Origin of the sequence: Geomonas sp. RF6 (assembly GCF_021044625.1) — a bacterium.
Taxonomy (GTDB): domain Bacteria; phylum Desulfobacterota; class Desulfuromonadia; order Geobacterales; family Geobacteraceae; genus RF6.
Genome location: NZ_CP087999.1, coordinates 2,935,001 through 2,951,138 on the forward strand (window position 1 = coordinate 2,935,001; position 16,138 = coordinate 2,951,138).

Below are 16,138 nucleotides of genomic sequence, written 5' to 3' on the forward strand. Positions count from 1 at the left end.
TGCCTTTTGCATAATGAGTCAGCGAGTTACTCTCAGCAGCGAGGTTAAGTTCATAGAACGGAGCCGCAGCGAAAGCGAGTCTGAACAGGGCGCCATAGTTGCTGGGAGTAGACCCGAAACCGGGTGATCTATCCATGTCCAGGGTGAAAGGAAGGTAACACTTCGTGGAGGCCCGAACCCACTGGCGTTGAAAAGCCAGGGGATGAGGTGTGGATAGGAGTGAAAGGCTAATCAAACTCGGAGATAGCTGGTTCTCCCCGAAATATATTTAGGTATAGCCTCACAGAGTAAGTAACGGGGGTAGAGCACTGGATGGGCTAGGGGTCTTACCGGATTACCAAACCTAACCAAACTCCGAATACCGTTAACTGTTACTGTGGGAGTCAGACCGCGGGTGATAAGATCCGCGGTCGAAAGGGAAACAGCCCAGACCGCCAGCTAAGGTCCCAAAATCTACGCTAAGTGGAAAACGATGTGGAAATGCCCAGACAACCAGGAGGTTGGCTTAGAAGCAGCCATCCTTTAAAGAAAGCGTAATAGCTCACTGGTCGAGTGGGTCTGCGCGGAAAATGTAACGGGGCTCAAGCGTAGTACCGAAGCTGCGGATTCGCTTCTTAAGGAGCGAGTGGTAGGGGAGCATTGTGTAAGCCTGTGAAGGTCGACCGCGAGGACGGCTGGAGGTATCACAAGAGATTATGCTGACATGAGTAGCGAAAAACAAGGTGAGAAACCTTGTCACCGAAAACCCAAGGTTTCCTACGTAAAGGTAATCTGCGTAGGGTTAGTCGGTCCCTAAGGCGAGGCCGAAAGGCGTAGTTGATGGGAAACAGGTTAATATTCCTGTACCACCTGTTGTTGCGATGGGGGGACGGAGAAGGGTAGGCGATCCAGGCGCTGGTTGTCCTGGTTTAAGGCTGTAGGCGGGAGAAGGAGGCAAATCCCTTTCTCTATTCAACGCTGAGAGCTGATGACGAGGGGGTATCCCCGTAAAGTCGTCGATCCCATGCTTCCAAGAAAAGCCTCTAAGCTTCAGACAGCAGGTGACCGTACCGTAAACCGACTCAGGTGGGTGAGGATAAATGTCCTAAGGTGCTTGAGAGAACACTGGTTAAGGAACTCGGCAAAATGATACCGTAACTTCGGGAGAAGGTATGCCCTTTTTGGTGAAAGCGATTCGCTCGCCTAGCTGAGGAGGGTCGCAGAGAAATGGCGGTAGCGACTGTTTACTAAAAACATAGGACTCTGCAAAGTCGCAAGACGACGTATAGGGTCTGACGCCTGCCCGGTGCCGGAAGGTTAAGGGGATTTGTTAGCCGCAAGGTGAAGCTTTGAACCGAAGCCCCGGTAAACGGCGGCCGTAACTATAACGGTCCTAAGGTAGCGAAATTCCTTGTCGGGTAAGTTCCGACCTGCACGAATGGCGTAACGATTTCCGCGCTGTCTCAACCAGTGGCTCAGCGAAATTGAATTCTCGGTGAAGATGCCGAGTACCCGCGGTAAGACGGAAAGACCCCGTGCACCTTTACTACAGTTTGACAGTGACATTCGAATTAGCTTGTGTAGGATAGGTGGGAGGCTGTGAATCCGGGACGCCAGTTTCGGTGGAGCCATCCTTGAAATACCACCCTGGTTGGTTTGGGTGTCTAACCCAGGTCCGTCATCCGGATCGGGGACACTGTCTGATGGGTAGTTTGACTGGGGCGGTCGCCTCCCAAAGAGTAACGGAGGCGCGCGAAGGTTCCCTCAGGCTGATTGGAAACCAGCCGTAGAGTGTAAAGGCATAAGGGAGCTTGACTGCGAGACCCACAAGTCGAGCAGGTACGAAAGTAGGTCTTAGTGATCCGGCGGTTCTGTATGGAAGGGCCGTCGCTCAACGGATAAAAGGTACGCCGGGGATAACAGGCTGATCTCCCCCAAGAGTTCACATCGACGGGGAGGTTTGGCACCTCGATGTCGGCTCATCGCATCCTGGGGCTGAAGTAGGTCCCAAGGGTTTGGCTGTTCGCCAATTAAAGCGGTACGCGAGCTGGGTTTAAAACGTCGTGAGACAGTTTGGTCCCTATCTACCGTGGGCGTAGGATACTTGAGAAGAGTTGACCTTAGTACGAGAGGACCGGGTTGAACGTACCTCTGGTGTGCCAGTTGTTCCGCCAGGAGCAGTCGCTGGGTAGCTATGTACGGAAAGGATAACCGCTGAAAGCATCTAAGCGGGAAGCCTCCTTCAAGATTAGGTATCCCCGGGAGCAATCCCCTGAAGGCCCGTTGTAGACCACAACGTTGATAGGCCGGGTGTGTAAGTACAGTAATGTACTCAGCTTACCGGTACTAATCGGCCGTGAGGCTTGACCATAAAAAATTATTGAAGGGGGGTGGACCTCCACCCCCCGATTATATGCTGCGACTGCCGACAGATCAGAAGACTATGCGATTGGAGAAACGATGTGCTTGAGGCAATAAACCTGAAGCGAAAAGTTTCTCTGTGGCAATGCCGAGAGGGTCACACCCGTTCCCATCCCGAACACGGAAGTTAAGCCTCTCTGGGCCGATGGTACTGCACGGGAAGCTGTGTGGGAGAGTAGGTCGCCGCAGGGAATTTAATTGAAAAGCCCCACCCCGAAAGAGGTGGGGCTTTTCTGCGTCTGGGGCTTCATGGCTGGCGCTGGCGCGAATCGACGGACGTTGTGGACGTTGTGGACGTTGTGGAGTATAAGAGGCAGTGGCGTCCCGGCGCTGACTGACTGTAGCACGGAGGGTGCGGTAATGGCTGATGCGGAAGGGGCGGTCCGGTTGGAGGAAGGGTGGAAGCGGCATCTCATCTCTGAATTCGAGAAGCCTTACATGCTCGAGCTGAAGGATTTTCTGCGACGCGAGCTCTCCTCCCGCAAAAGGATCTATCCGAAAGGAAACGAGTACTTCAACGCCTTCAATACCACTCCTTTCGATGCCGTGAAGGTCGTCATCCTCGGGCAGGATCCGTACCACGGGCCGAACCAGGCACATGGGCTCTGCTTCTCGGTGCCGCCGGGCACCCCCTCGCCCCCTTCTCTGGTGAATATCTTCAAGGAGATCCAGTCTGACCTCACCATACCTCCGGCGCACTTCCCTCATGGAAATTTGAAGCGGTGGGCCGAACAGGGGGTGCTCCTTCTAAACAGTGTCCTGACAGTTGAGGATGGGCGCGCTGCGTCGCACCAGGGGAAGGGGTGGGAGACCTTTACCGATCGTGCCATCAGTGCTTTGAATGATCAGCGCGAGCACCTCGTCTTCATGCTGTGGGGAGCCTACGCCCACCGCAAAGGGGAAGTCATCGACCAGAAGAGGCACCTTGTTCTCAAGGCTCCTCATCCTTCACCGCTCTCTGCCCACCGCGGCTTTCTCGGCTGCAGGCACTTTTCCAAGGCGGCGGCCTATCTCGCCCAACATGGGGTGCAGCCGATCGATTGGCGTCTCGGCTAGGTGTTGGAGGTGCGGGTATCTGCTGTGGCGGGGTCTGTGGGAGTCGTAACGGCGGGTTGCGGCAAGGCCTCCCAAATTTCCGGAGTCGGCGGCGGCCGGCGAAGCTGCGCTTCGGGGAGCACGTACTGGTCGAAGAAGTCCTCCGGGTAGGTCCGCACGTAATACGCCCTCAGTGCCTCCACCAGCCGTTCCTCGAGATGATATCCACACGCCCCGTAGAGGACTGAGAACGCCTCCGCAACGGGCATTGGATCGCGGTAGTGCCTCTTCGCGGTGATCGCCTCGAAGTAATCGGCTACTGCGATAATGCGCGCTCCGAGCGGTATGTCGCTTCCTTTCATCCCGCACGGATAACCGCTGCCGTCGAGTTTCTCGTGATGGGCACCCGCAACTGCAGGTACATCCCTGTACGGTCCCTCGAAATTGATCTTCGCCAGAATCTCCTTCGTCTTCAGCGAGTGGGCCTTTACCACTTCGTATTCTTCCTGCGTCAGCTTCCCCTTCTTTTTCAGTATCGTGTCCGGCACCCCTATCTTGCCGTAATCGTGCAGCAGCGCCGCGACCCGGATCACCTCGCAAAATTCCGGCTGCAGCTCCAGCTCGCGGCAGATCCCGAGGGAGTATTCCGTCACTTTCTCCGAGTGCCCCGCGGTGAGCGGGTCGCGGGCGTCGATACTCGCTGCGAGCGCATGGAGGATGGAGCTGAAGACGCGAACGCGGGAATCGGTGAGCTCCGCATTCCTGATGCTGATCCCCACGACCGAAGCAATTCCCATGAGCAGCCCGATGTCGCTCTCGACCAGCGCCTGCTTCGTCGTGACGTTGTCCACCGCCACGATCCCCATCGATTTCCTCTCGCAGATGATGGGGCAGCAGATGAAGGAAACCGCCCCCATTTTTCGGGCGAAGGCGAGGCTCCGGTTGGACAGGGAGTCCTTTATGTCCTCGACGTCGTTGATGAGGAAGGGCCTCTGTTCACGGTAGGCGCGCAGAAACATCCCTTTCGAGCGGGGACGGTCCAGATGGTAGGGGAATTTCTTGTACAGGGCGATGTGCTCGTCTGAGTAGCCATACCCTCCATGGAACACGAGGCGCGTTCCCTCCTTGTTGGCAAGGAAGATCACCCCGCGGTCGTACTTGAGCCGCTTCTGCATGACACGGAGGACGTCGGCCAGGATGTCGTCTGCATTCGAGTACGACCCGAGCCCCTGGGCGACGTCGTTTGTGAGGAGCGCGTTGTTGTAGTTTATATTTATCTGCTCCAGAAGGCTGTCCTTCGTGGCCATGGTGTTGCTGAGGCTGGAGAAGAGCCCGCGGAGTTCGCTCCTTTGGGCAGCTATGGTAATGAGCAGGGCAAGTATGAGGGAGCCGGTGAGGGATCTCTCCAGCATTCCCCAGTTATGTCCCAGGACGATTGTAACGTTAAGGAGTATGAGAAGGGGGGTGAGGATGTTGTGCACCCGCTTCAGGACGTCGGGGAGGGTGTTCTCCCAGGTGATGACATAGCGGCACACCTTCCCGCCGTTGAAGACGCATTCGGGGTGGGAGACTGTCGGCATCTTGCTGGAAAACATGAGGACGATCGCCTCGAAGAACCCCGCCCTGTTCTCACACTGGAACGGTCGCTCCAGCCCCTCCACCAGCGGGGTCACCACGACCTCCACCTGGGTGGAGGAAACCGCCTTTGCCTCATACATCGCTGACCTGGTGAAGTTGGAGGCGGTCTTTGTGGTCATCTGGAAGGTATGGGAGATACCGATGAAGCCGAGGATGTACTGCCGCATGACACCGAGCGCATCGACGGACGCGCAATAGCGTCCCGCCTCCCGCGCGATGTGCGGGTTGCTGGTCATCTGGATCAGCTTTTCCTGGAAACGGTTCACCTGGTCTTGAGTGAACCAGTGCCCCTGATCCGCGACCTCGTACTCCTTCATCCCTGCATACGCCAGCAGTTCGCCGATGTTCACAAACGGGTACCTCTTCTTCACCAGCTTGAGGTACGAGTCCGTGATCCTGCTGTTGTAGAGGGGAGCATGCACATCCATGGTCATTTCCCTGTGACCCGTGCGTCCTGGCGGACGTCAGGCCTCCGGAAGTGCGGGAGTTTCCCGCATCTCCGAATCCTCCGTCTTCCTGCCTCCACCCGCAAAGAGCGACTCCGTGAATTCGAAGTACTCCTCGAGGTAACGCAGATCGAGGATCCACAGCGCGTACGTCTTCTCCACCGGCAGCCTGCCGTTCTCCGCATAGCTGTACGGATAGGTCAGGACCGGCATCTCGCCGTCGTAGTGTGCTGCCACCTCCCCGAGTGCCGCCTGCATGACCTCTGCGGGAATCGACTCGTCGAGGACGATGAGGGTCGCGCAGTTGGTGAGGTCCGCCATGTTGAAGCCGGCATCGGTGGCGTGCGCCATGATTATCGCCTTCACACTCCCTTCATGATGCAGGGAGTAGAGGTGCTTCTCCTTGCGGAATCCGAGCTTCTGGTACTCCTTGTCCAGCGAGTCTGGCATCTCGTCCTCGCTGCGGAGGTCGAAGGCGTCCATCATGAGCCCCCCGGAGGTGAAGCCGTAGAAACTCCCGAGCTCCCTGAGATCGAAGGGGCAGGTTCTTTTCAGCTGCCATGGCTCCGGGAGAGCCTCCTTTACGGGGGGCGCAATGAAGTGGGAGAAGGCGAACCTGTCCAGCGAGCAGCGCTTCTGGTCGTTCAGGTGGCGCGCCACGCCGCCGAAGACGCGGTTGGGGAATTTGTTTTCCGGGCGGAAGTAGCAGTACACGTAGTTCAGGTGGGCGAAGTAGAAGTTACGCAGCACGTCCACATACTGCCCGATCTGGTGCAGCACGGCCATCCCCGCCTTCAAGGAGACGGTCTTGCGAGCCGCGTGGTGGTGGATCATCCAGGAGTTTTCATAGAAGCGCACCATCGCCACGTGCCCCAGGATGACCCCCTTGTCCTGGTAGGTGAAGTGCCGTGCGATGTGCGGGTTGTGGCCGTACAGCCTGTGGTAGATCTTCTTGATCGCTCCCTTGTTCGCCTGGAAGTGGGCGTACTTTTCGGGGTAGATGAAGCCGGTCTCGAAGAAGAAGTCCCACAGCGCGTCCATGTCCACGGTGCTGCAGACGTAGGAATTCTCGTTGCTCGCCTGGTGCAGGATGGAGAGAAGCTTCACGTGCTCGTGGATGTCCATGTCCATGATCACGAGGTCGCAGCTCGCCACCCCTTCATCGTCCCCCTCCGTCCTCCTCACCGTGCGGGACACCACCTGGACCCGGCAGGTGAAGTTGAGGGCGTGCCCGAAATTGAGCCGCGCCGTCGGTATGATCATCCCGGTCATCAGGACCGAATTTTCCTCCGTTTCCTGCACTGTCAGGGCCCACCCCGTGAGGGAGGTAACCTTCAGGTTCACGGTCTTCCCGATGAGGGGGTGCTCGAAGATGATGCTCGGGGAGGGGATAAGCTGCTGCGCCGCCCTCAGGTAGCGCTCGGCATTGAACCTGCGCACCGCCCCTTCCTGGCAGCTCAGCACGAAAGCTCCCTGCTTCTCCTTGAAGCTTTCCCTGGTGATGTCGCAGGGGCCGGAGTAGAGAATCTGCTTCCCGAGGTAAAGGTGGAGGTTGACCGGCGACCTGGGGCTGATCCACTTGAAGGTCTGCGGCGTCGCGACGCTACCCTCCACCCGCAGCGATACGGGAGTGAAGTCCGCCAGTGTCCCCTGGAAGAGCGCGCCGTCCTGGGTGAGCTGCACACCTATGCCGGAGCTGGGGTGCCTCCTGATCCGTCTCATCCTGAACTCCCGCCCCTTCATGGGGAGGAGTACGCTCAGCCCCTCCTCGTCGATGTTCAGGAGCTTCGGCGCCACCATGAGAAACTTCTTCCCGTCGTTCATCAGGAGATACTTGAAGCTGTAAGAGGAAAGGACCTGCTGGAGCCCCGGCCTGCGGATCCAGCTGCAGTCCAGGCGTTCCCCCGCGCAAGGGAGAGGCTTCACCGGCAGGGTGATCGTGTTGTCGTACTTGTTGTGCTTGAGGTGGACCTCTATGCTTTCATCCTGGAAATTGAGGTAATTGAGCTTGTTCACCAGGTACGACTTGTTGACGCTCCTGCTGCCGCTGCTCTCACTCTCGGCCTCGGGAATCGGGATTGCCTCACAAGGAAACATCATGTCACACCTCCAGCAGCCTCTGTCTTGGTAGTTGGGAAGTCTTCTGGTACGGCAGTAACTGTGTCACTGTGAAACGGGGCGGCGCGCCCCCGAAAATGTGTATCGGCGGGTGGCCAGGGGGAGTCCATTCTGGGCTGGGCAAACGTTAAAATTATGGCATTTTAATGCGGCTGCGCAAGCAATTTGTACGCCCCGGGTGTAGATGGCCCCGAGGGAAGGGGCGAAATGGTGAAAAGGGGTGGAAATCCCGCCACGTTGAGTGCTTCCCCCCGTGGGACGGCCGGGTGCCGAAGCCTTCATTGCATCGCCCTTTCTTCCCTTCGCCTTCCGGAAAGTTAGTAATTTCGTCACGAGGCGGTGAAAATTTCGACGCAGCGGGAGGTCAGCGGCGGGGCTGGCCTTTCCCACTCTGCAGCCACGCCTCGGATACCCGCACCACCCCGTGCTCGGCTCCGGAAATGCCCCGGATCGATCCCCTGGAGATGAGATGAAACCGTCTGGTACCGGCGTAGAGGTACATGACGTCTTCATTGATGAGGCTGGCGATCCGGCACAGCGCATTTTGTCTGATGCTGCCGTCGGTCGTCTGCTGGATCTTCAGCAGCTCATCCATGGCGGCATTGCTGTACCGGCTGAAGTTGAGCTTGCCCTCCGATTGAAGGGTGACGTTGAAGTATGGCCCCATGTCGTCCAGGTCCATCAGGCGCCACCCCGAGAGTTGATAGTTGCCGCGCATGACCCGCTGCACCAGCTCTCCCTCGGGGAGGTGCGTGACGGTGACGGTAACGCCGATACCGTTAAAAAGCTGCTGCACGAGCTTTCCCGCCGCACGTCCCCGCGGTGTATCCGACTCCAGAAGCTCCAGCGCAACCGGCGAGCCGTATGCGGTGAGGAGTTCCCGGGCCTTGGGGAGGTCGTGGTTGCGGTAGCTGACATCGGCGCAGGAGAGTGTGCCGCCGAAGGGGTCGCGGGCGACAGGGGCGGGGCCCCCCGACATGCTCTTCACGTAGGTCTCCTGATCCCACGCGTAGGCGAGGGCGCGGCGCACACGGGAGTCGTCCAGAGGTGAAACTTTGGTATTGATGATCAGGGTGTACGGCCCCGTCGACTGTGCGCTGTACACCTTGAGGGTCGTGTCCCCCTTCGCCGTGGCCACTTCGCTCCCGACGTCGCTGAGGACGATGTCGCTTCTTCCTTCCGTCAGTGCGGCGAGACGGGCGCTGGCATCGGCGATGGGCCGAAAGATCACCTTGTCGAGATACGGTCTCCCCTTGCGCCAGTAGTTCCGATTTTGCAGCACCACAAGGCGGTCGTTCGGCACCCACTCCTTGAAGACGAACGGTCCCGTCCCCACCGGAGCGCGGCTCTGTGTTTTGGCGCGTACAGCCTTGGGAGACGGTATGAAGGCACCCATCCACTGCGACTCGCTGAGCATCGCCCGCAACGGTGCCCACGGGTGCTTCAGGGTGAAGAGGACGGTGTAGTCGTCCCCCTTTGTGACGGAGTCGACAGGTTCCAGGTAGAGGGCGCCGGGGTAGCGTTTCGCGGGGTCGAGCATCCGCTGCCAGTGCTGAACCACTGCATCCGCATTGAACGGGGTGCCGTCGTGGAAATAGACGCCGGTGCGCAGCTTGATTGACCAGGTCAGTTCGTCCTTGGAGACTGTGGCGGAGAGGGCAAGCTCCGGCACCAGGTTTCCCTCCGTGTCGGTGGAGAAGAGCCGCTCTTCCACGGCCATAACGACGCTGCGGTCCCCGAGCTGCAGGTACCCCGCATTGAGGGGGTCGAAGCCGCGAAACTCCCGGTCGACCGCGATGGTGAGAGTTCCGCCGTACTGCGGGGCCGCGCTTTCGACGGTGGAAGAAAGGAGCGTGATGAGCCCGCACAGCAAGGTGGCTACAGCGTGGATGCCTCTCGGGAAGATGACGCGTTTCAGCCGGCCTGATCTTTTTCCGGCGCAACTAGAGAATCGGCGCATGGGCACCTCCTGATCGGTCCCTGTCACTCGCGAGTAGAATTTTTTGAGGCGCCGAATCCCTTCGCCATCACTTCTTCTCTTCCTTCCCTTCAAAGAGGACCTCGAGCCGGAAGGTGACGGCATAGCTGGTGGGATAGGTGTCATCGTCCCGGCGGGGCCAGAACACCTCGGGCTCCACCTCGTAAAAGAGCCAGCTCCTCAGGAAGTTGCGGCGGTAGCGCGCAAAGATGCGATGGTTGCTTATGCCGTGTGCCTCGGAGGTATCTCCATAAACTCCGGCTGCGACGGTGACGGCGCTCTTGGGGGAGAGCCGGTGCAAAAGGGAGAGCTCGCTTCCCCATTCGAAGCCTCCGATCTCCTCCGAGGCAGTGCCGCTGGTGGCAAGGCGCAGCTGCGTCTCGGGGGAAAGGGAGCGCTCGATCGATACCTCTGTCGTCTCCCCGAGTCCGTCCGCGGTTTTCTCGAAGGCCGTTTCCGATACCCGGATCTGGGAGACGTCGCTCAGGCGGAAGCTGTGCTGGTACCTGGCCCTGACAAAGACCTGCAGGGGAAAGGAGAGGTCGAGACCGACACCCATGAAACACGTGGTAGCCAGCGAGTTTACAAGCTGGTAGCGCAGCTCCATGTTCACGATCCGGGCATTGGGGGTGGTGCGGTCGAAACCGGGATTCCCCGGATCCTCGGGGAGACGCGGCGCGAAAGCCTCCGAATCGTTTTCGCTGGCAAAGGTGAGGCGCAACTTCTCGTCGATTCGCGAAAGCCTCACGTCGGCACGCAGCGTCGAGCCGTAATGGAGATGCCCCCCCTCATCGAGGCGAACATCGTTGCGCCAGCGCAGCAGATAACCGGTCCGCTGCTCCTTCTTGTTATTCATTGTGCCAAAGAAGTCGTCGAACCTGATCGTCTGCTCCAGGATCGATGCCTGCAGTTTGTCATGGGTCTTTTCCGCGCTCCTGCCGAGTAGGAGGATCCCGTTGGTGATTGATCGGAAGAAGCTCGGCTCCACGATAGGTTCGGGAGGGGGAGGGGGAGCGGGTTCCGCCGGGACGACCGCCACCGGTGGTTCCGATTCGCCGGAGGCGGCCTGCCCCGCAGAGGGGAAAAGGGAGGCTGCCAGCACCCCAAGGAGCAGCAGGCGCTGCCATGGGGCACGTCTCCCCTTTATGAAGTTGATGGTTCTCATGGGGTAGTAGCACCGATTATCGATGTCGTGAGAGATACTTGCGGGTGCTTCTCTCCCAGTTCCCGAGATGATCACCTCTTGCATAAGATCGACTCAGGGTTGGCTCCACTCGCCCGCTTTGCTCACATGACAGGGGTGATTGAAAGAATTGTCCAATGTATGTCAATGATACACAACAGGGGCAGTCATAGTGCCAGGTGTCGGAAAATTTATAAGTTGCAGCACGAGACCCCGAGTCTTCGCCAGGCGGCGCTATGACAGCACGTGGCACATCTGCTAGGAATGATGTGGCCGGAATAAGCGCAGCGCCTCCGGAAACTCCCGGTCAGCATCTATCGGTGTGGCGACGACCGCCGGGAACGCCTGAGCCCTATCCCGGCCTACGGGTGCGGGATCCGGTCCCGGAACTCTCCTTCACACGAAAAAAGCCCCAACGGGGTGCGTTGGGGCTTTGTCGGGCGTATTGGTACCGCCACCTGCGACTTGAGCTGTTGTACTACTTGCTCTCTGCCGGAGCCGGCTCTGTCGTTGTGGTGGTTGTCGTAGTCGTTTTTTTCTTCGTGCTGCTCTTCTTGTGGTGCTTTTTGTGGTGTTTCTTCTTCGCGGGCTTTTTCTTCGCTGTTGTGGCCTGATCGCTGCCGTTCGCTGCAGGCGCGGCGGTCGTATGCTCGGTGGTTGTCGTTGTCGTTTCCGCGGCGGAGACGAGTGCGGCAAAGGATAGTGCAACGAGTGACGCGACGATGGTAGAAAGTACTCTCTTCATAGATTCCTCCCATAGGTTGATATCTGCACCACTTCTAAGCATAGCATCTTTCATGCCGCTCCCCAGCAGCCTGCGGATGCCGATCGACTCTCGACCTTCCCCTCTTTTTCTCCCTTTGATCCCCTCTCTCTGCCCCATTTCGGCTGAGCGGCGCCCTATTTCGGGTGCTACCGGATGAAGCTGCAGATGAAGAAACTCTGCGCATACCGGCCTTGAATGCCGCCGGCAAAACTGCTATAACTGCTCAGCTTTTCTTTCCAGCCACAGGGCGATCACCCTGTGGCTTTTTTTGAGTCGTCCGCATTCTCCCGAAATCCCGGGATGATCAATATTGCCAGCAGGAGCGAAAAGGTAAGGATGAAGAAGAAAGAGAAAATCGTCGCCCTCATCGCAGGCGCACTTTCACATAGCCACGAGGTGCTGCTCGATGCGGCGAGGACCGCCCACCGCGCAGCGACGGACTCCGAGAATATCCCCGACAACAAGTACGACACCTTGAGCCTGGAAGCGTCCTACGTCGCGCAGGGGCAGGCGAACAGGGCACAGGAGATCCGGGGAGCATTGGAGAGCTACCGGCATCTGGAGGTAAGGGGATTCTCGGCAGATTCAGCTGTCCGGCTCACCGCACTCGTCACCCTCGAGGACGAGGAGGGCACCCAGAAGAGGATCTTCCTCGGACCCGCCGCAGGTGGGTTGCGGATTTCGGACGAGGCGGGAGAGATAACGGTGATCACCCCGCATTCCCCGCTGGGGCGGCAGATTCTCGGCAGGGAGGTGGGGGATGTCGTGCAGGTCGACTGCGGTGGGTCGGAAAGGGAATACGAGATAGTGGAGATCTCCTGAAAAAGGAGGTGCTGAAGCCTATGGCCAGGGGGGAGGGGTGAGCGGAGGGATCTCGGTCATGTCCCGCACCAGGGCGAGTGTGTATCCTGTGCTGTCGTACTCGAAGTAGTTGGCCGTGATCTCCACCGGGAAGATCCGCCCCGAGCGCGTCTTGTGCCTGCTTTCGAAGGTAAGCCGCCCCATTTCCTTCAATTCCTCCCAGTCCTTGACCCAGCGCTCCTGGGGGCGGTCCGGGGCTATCTCCGGGAGCCTCATGCAGAGGAGCTCCTCGCGCAGGTAGCCGAGGGCGCGGCAGGCCGCCTCGTTGACGTACAGAAAGCGCGCCTGCTGGTCCATGAGGTAGGCCGCTTCCCGGACGTTGTCGAGGGCGAAGTTCAGCAAAGCGATGTCCTCCTCGCTACGCTTTCTCTCCGTTATGTCGTGCAGCACCCCGACGAGGTACGGATTGCCGTCGGCGCCGCGACAGATGCTCTTTCTGGTAAGGACGACACGCCTTCCCCCCTGGGCGTCGGTGACTTCCTCTTCCCTGACCGTCTCCTCGCCGGTGGTAAATACCACTTCGTCCGTCTCCCAGAGCACGTCGACCTCGTTTGCCAGCGATACCTCCTCGTTCCTGCGCCCCATCAGGTCGTCGCGGCGCAGCCCCGCCAGCGTGCACACCGCCTCATTCACAAGGACGAGCCGGTGCTGCCGATCCTTCACAAAGATCGGGTCGCTGATGCTGTTCACGATCTTTTCCAGAAGTTCCCTCGACTCGCGGTGCGACTTCTCCGCCTTGTGCCTCTCCTCCACCTCGCGGGCGAGTTCCATAGTCCGTCCGACCATCTGACCCATCATCTCCACAAGAACATAGAAGAAGTCGATGAGATGCTTTATCTTCTCTCCGGTGGCGGCAGTGCTGCGCCCTATCCTGGCTGGGCCCGGCACCTCCGCCCTCTCTGTACTCTCATCCCCGGCCGAGATCTGGCCGGTAAAAAAGGTGCCGAGGTGCTTTCCTTCCACGATGATCGGGAGTGCGACGTCCCACAGGAGCTTCTTGCACTTCAGGTCGCGAGCGGTCGCCGAAAAAGAAGAGGGTACCGTTCTATTTTCGCTGCACCCCTGGCAGGAGCCGGAGCCCGAGCGCTCCGAGGGGGTGCACTCCGCATCCCCCCATCCCACCGCCACGAGGACCTTGTCTTCGGCATCGACAACAGCCGAACAGATCCCGGTGACCCTGTGGTGCGCCTCCAGGAGGAGACGGATCTGCTCTATGTTGATCAACTCGCTCAGAGATCCCAACCTGCTCCCCCTTAACGACTGCCCCCGCTCACCGTTAACGGCGCAGCTTCGAATGAGTAATGAGAGAAGAGATGACTTCTAGTTTACCCGTTACTTCTTCGCGGTAAACCTATTTTGCTTCTCTGGTCTTTTTTCACTCAAGCGATTTGCGGTACCGTCCGAAAAGCTGCAACAACGGGTTCTCCGTGCTATTTCCATGTTTTCGGGGGAGTGATGACTACGACTGTTAAGGTGAAAATCCGCGCCAACGGCAATGATAAGAACCTCGGAAAGATTACCACCTTTCTTTCCAGCCAAGGGATGACCTACATCCAGAAGCTCAGGAATCTGGACGACGTGACGCTGTACGTGGAACTGAAGGACTATCCGGAGATTCTCGGGAAGCTGGAGAGATCGGGAAGCGAGTCGTGGTATCTGAGCTGCTGCTCGGACCAGGGGATAACGCTGCACATCCCGACGCCGAAGGGGGACGGCAGCGTCTTTTTGCCGAGGCAGAACATCGTGGCGCTGCACGACATCGACAATGAACGGCTGCAGGCGCTGAAAAATTCCGGTTCCTTCCGCTAAACGCTGCACCGTTACCCGCTGCCCCCCGGGAACCGCGCGACATGCGGCTTCCCGGGGGAAAGCCTTCCGATAAGCCCGCAGCTTTATCCACCCCCTGTCAAACATCCCACCCGTCCGCCTACCCAAGGCAAATCTCCCCTGTCCCCCCCTTCGCAAAGGTTCATCCGGGAATTCCGGGAATTGAGCCCGGTCGCTTCCGTTGACGTGAGAGGACACTAGTGGCGCCGCGCTGGAGCACAGGCTTCCCAGCCTGTACCGCGGCGCCAGCCGCGCGGTCTGTGGCGGCTGCGCCGCCATCGCAGGCAAGATGCCTACGCTCCAGCGTGGGGTCACCCGGATTCTTTGCAGCGCGTTCCCCAGAATTCCCTGAAGACCCTTAGCAAAGGGGGGAACGTATGGCCTCTCATCTTGTTTGAGGGAACGCAACCGGTGGTTGCGCCCGACTCCCAGATCATCGCAGAGGGGGAAATAGCTTCGCCTGCTCCATTTCCTGAAGAACGAAACGTGTGCGATGCCTGGTGGTCAGAGGGGCGATCTTCTGTATTGAAGGAGGAAAAGCTTCTCGGCAAAGGAGAGGGCGGCCTCCCGCTCTTCCCTCGTCAATGCGTCGCTGCCGACGGGGCGCAGGAAGCGGCGCAGGAAGCGGCGGTCCCCTCCCCTAAGCGGGGGATTGTGGTGTCCCAGGCGTGGCGGAATGTGCAGAGCGCCGGGGCGCAGGGAGCGGACGGCGCCGGAAAGGGCAGGGTTTAGCAGGAACAGGGAGTCCTCCTCCGTGCCGCACCCCCCCTTGGTGCCGCGCCCGAGATAAAGGACGAAATTACCGGGAGAGCGCTTCTGGCCCTCCAGTGCCCTTATCCTCGCTATCTCCTCCTCGACGTCCGGGAGGGCGTGCCGGTGGGCAAAGAGGAGAGGTTGCAGGCCGGAGGCGGCAACCAGTTCCATGAACTCGTCAATGCGGTAGGTGGTGACGCAGGGGTGCAGCAGCGCATCGGCGAGGCCGGCGGTGCCGGAGACTTCCTCCGACGCCTCCAGAAAGCGTCGCAGCCGCGATCCCTTTCGGGCCCGCTTCAGGAGCCGACGCGCCGTTGCCGGGTCCCGCACCCCGAGGATGCGCAGGGCCCGCCGCACCGATTCCTCTTCACGTCTGGTGTAGCGGCTGTACACCATGACGCGCAGTATCCCCCCCTCGCACAGGTGCGCCGCCAGAGCCCGCATCCCCGCCAGCGGATCCTCCAGGTGATGCAGAACGCCGAATGAGTCTATGAGCCCAAAGGCGCCGTCGATTGCGCAAGGGTCGCGCAGATCCCCCTCCCTGAAGGTGACATGCCGCTGGCCGTGCAGCAGGCAGTGCAGCCGTGCCCTCCTGAGACTTGAGGCGGAGAGGTCGAGGGCGGTAATGGGGGTATCGGGATTGGCGAGAGCGAAGGGGTAGGGGGAGAACGAGCCGCACCCGGCGATGAGGATGCGTCGCGCCTCCGGAGAGGGGAGCTCCCCGTTGAAGCGGCACCAGAGCGCGGAAAGGTTGGCGGCATACGTGTCGCAGCGGCGCACCGAGGCGAGCAGAGGGTAGTGAGGGTAGGGGTACAGCTCGTAGTGGCGGCGGACGATGTCGGACATGCGGCTACTGTACCAGCTACCTCCCTGCGTTGGCAAGGTGAAGGGTACGGCCCGCTACTATCTACTCTGCCATGTGATACTACTTTGTGGACGGAACTCAGTGTGTGAAAAGAGGTTGTGAGACATGGAGTTGCTCACCGCGATGCCGAACTCTGCAACTGGCGCGGCATTCTGGACTTTTGAGCGCGCCTTAGTATTATCTAATAGCCTCATTTGCCCGAAGATCAGTACCGCCCATATTTCCTGCCCGCGAATCGGATGGAACACCCTCAAGGGAGCCTTTCTGT

10 protein-coding genes and 2 rRNA genes (1 of these 12 only partly in view) are annotated in these 16,138 nt (G+C 59.3%); 5 read left to right on the top strand and 7 right to left on the bottom strand.

Annotation, left to right across the window (positions count from 1 at the left end):
• From LPW11_RS12740 to ung, 3 genes are all read left to right on the top strand, one after another.
• Positions 1–2,350: ribosomal RNA gene (locus LPW11_RS12740) — 23S ribosomal RNA — on the top strand; it begins 610 nt to the left of the window's first position.
• Between the two features lie 125 nt (positions 2,351–2,475).
• Positions 2,476–2,592: ribosomal RNA gene (gene rrf / locus LPW11_RS12745) — 5S ribosomal RNA — on the top strand.
• 168 nt (positions 2,593–2,760) lie between these two features.
• Positions 2,761–3,456: a uracil-DNA glycosylase gene (ung, locus tag LPW11_RS12750; RefSeq protein ID WP_230994257.1), complete on the top strand. Its 696-nt coding sequence runs from the start codon at positions 2,761–2,763 to the stop codon at positions 3,454–3,456.
• On the opposite strand, the gene LPW11_RS12755 is transcribed toward ung, so the two are convergent.
• From LPW11_RS12755 to LPW11_RS12775, 5 genes are all read right to left on the bottom strand, one after another.
• Positions 3,453–5,501 carry an HD domain-containing phosphohydrolase gene (locus tag LPW11_RS12755; protein ID WP_230994258.1) on the bottom strand — a complete coding sequence of 683 codons (2,049 nt, stop codon included), beginning with the start codon at positions 5,499–5,501 and terminating at the stop codon, positions 3,453–3,455. The two genes, ung and LPW11_RS12755, sit on opposite strands and share 4 nt — an antisense overlap.
• A gap of 36 nt (positions 5,502–5,537) precedes the next feature.
• Positions 5,538–7,619 carry a pilus assembly protein PilZ gene (locus tag LPW11_RS12760; RefSeq protein ID WP_230994259.1) on the bottom strand — a complete coding sequence of 694 codons (2,082 nt, stop codon included), beginning with the start codon at positions 7,617–7,619 and terminating at the stop codon, positions 5,538–5,540.
• A 382-nt stretch (positions 7,620–8,001) separates the two neighbouring features.
• Positions 8,002–9,597, bottom strand: a complete 1,596-nt coding sequence (locus tag LPW11_RS12765) for an ABC transporter substrate-binding protein (protein WP_230994260.1) — start codon at positions 9,595–9,597, stop codon at positions 8,002–8,004.
• Positions 9,598–9,664: 67 nt separating this feature from the next.
• A complete protein-coding gene (locus LPW11_RS12770; protein WP_230994261.1) occupies positions 9,665–10,780 on the bottom strand; it encodes a hypothetical protein in 1,116 nt (371 codons plus the stop codon).
• Between the two features lie 496 nt (positions 10,781–11,276).
• Complete coding sequence (locus LPW11_RS12775; RefSeq protein ID WP_230994262.1) at positions 11,277–11,543, bottom strand: hypothetical protein; 267 nt, start codon at positions 11,541–11,543, stop codon at positions 11,277–11,279.
• Positions 11,544–11,900: 357 nt separating this feature from the next.
• Between LPW11_RS12775 and LPW11_RS12780 the strand changes: the two genes are divergently transcribed.
• Complete coding sequence (locus LPW11_RS12780) at positions 11,901–12,386, top strand: GreA/GreB family elongation factor (RefSeq protein ID WP_230994263.1); 486 nt, start codon at positions 11,901–11,903, stop codon at positions 12,384–12,386.
• An 18-nt stretch (positions 12,387–12,404) separates the two neighbouring features.
• On the opposite strand, the gene LPW11_RS12785 is transcribed toward LPW11_RS12780, so the two are convergent.
• Positions 12,405–13,667, bottom strand: coding sequence for a PAS domain S-box protein (locus tag LPW11_RS12785; protein ID WP_230994264.1), 1,263 nt, complete (start codon positions 13,665–13,667; stop codon positions 12,405–12,407).
• A 213-nt stretch (positions 13,668–13,880) separates the two neighbouring features.
• Here LPW11_RS12785 and LPW11_RS12790 point away from each other — a divergent pair, with 213 nt between their 5' ends.
• Entirely contained in the window at positions 13,881–14,234 is a 354-nt protein-coding gene (locus LPW11_RS12790) for a hypothetical protein (RefSeq protein ID WP_230994265.1), read from the top strand.
• Between the two features lie 522 nt (positions 14,235–14,756).
• On the opposite strand, the gene LPW11_RS12795 is transcribed toward LPW11_RS12790, so the two are convergent.
• A complete protein-coding gene (locus LPW11_RS12795; protein ID WP_230994266.1) occupies positions 14,757–15,851 on the bottom strand; it encodes a class I SAM-dependent methyltransferase in 1,095 nt (364 codons plus the stop codon).
• Positions 15,852–16,138 lie beyond the last annotated feature (287 nt).

What these genes read in the sequence shown, in the direction of transcription:
- LPW11_RS12780 (WP_230994263.1), top strand. Translation starts at nt 11,901, where the DNA reads ATGAAGAAGAAAGAGAAAATCGTCGCCCTCATCGCAGGCGCACTTTCA.
- ung (WP_230994257.1), top strand. Translation starts at nt 2,761, where the DNA reads ATGGCTGATGCGGAAGGGGCGGTCCGGTTGGAGGAAGGGTGGAAGCGG.
- LPW11_RS12775 (WP_230994262.1), bottom strand. Translation starts at nt 11,543, where the DNA reads ATGAAGAGAGTACTTTCTACCATCGTCGCGTCACTCGTTGCACTATCC.
- LPW11_RS12760 (WP_230994259.1), bottom strand. Translation starts at nt 7,619, where the DNA reads ATGATGTTTCCTTGTGAGGCAATCCCGATTCCCGAGGCCGAGAGTGAG.
- LPW11_RS12755 (WP_230994258.1), bottom strand. Translation starts at nt 5,501, where the DNA reads ATGGATGTGCATGCTCCCCTCTACAACAGCAGGATCACGGACTCGTAC.
- LPW11_RS12795 (WP_230994266.1), bottom strand. Translation starts at nt 15,851, where the DNA reads ATGTCCGACATCGTCCGCCGCCACTACGAGCTGTACCCCTACCCTCAC.
- LPW11_RS12770 (WP_230994261.1), bottom strand. Translation starts at nt 10,780, where the DNA reads ATGAGAACCATCAACTTCATAAAGGGGAGACGTGCCCCATGGCAGCGC.
- LPW11_RS12765 (WP_230994260.1), bottom strand. Translation starts at nt 9,597, where the DNA reads ATGCGCCGATTCTCTAGTTGCGCCGGAAAAAGATCAGGCCGGCTGAAA.
- LPW11_RS12790 (WP_230994265.1), top strand. Translation starts at nt 13,881, where the DNA reads ATGACTACGACTGTTAAGGTGAAAATCCGCGCCAACGGCAATGATAAG.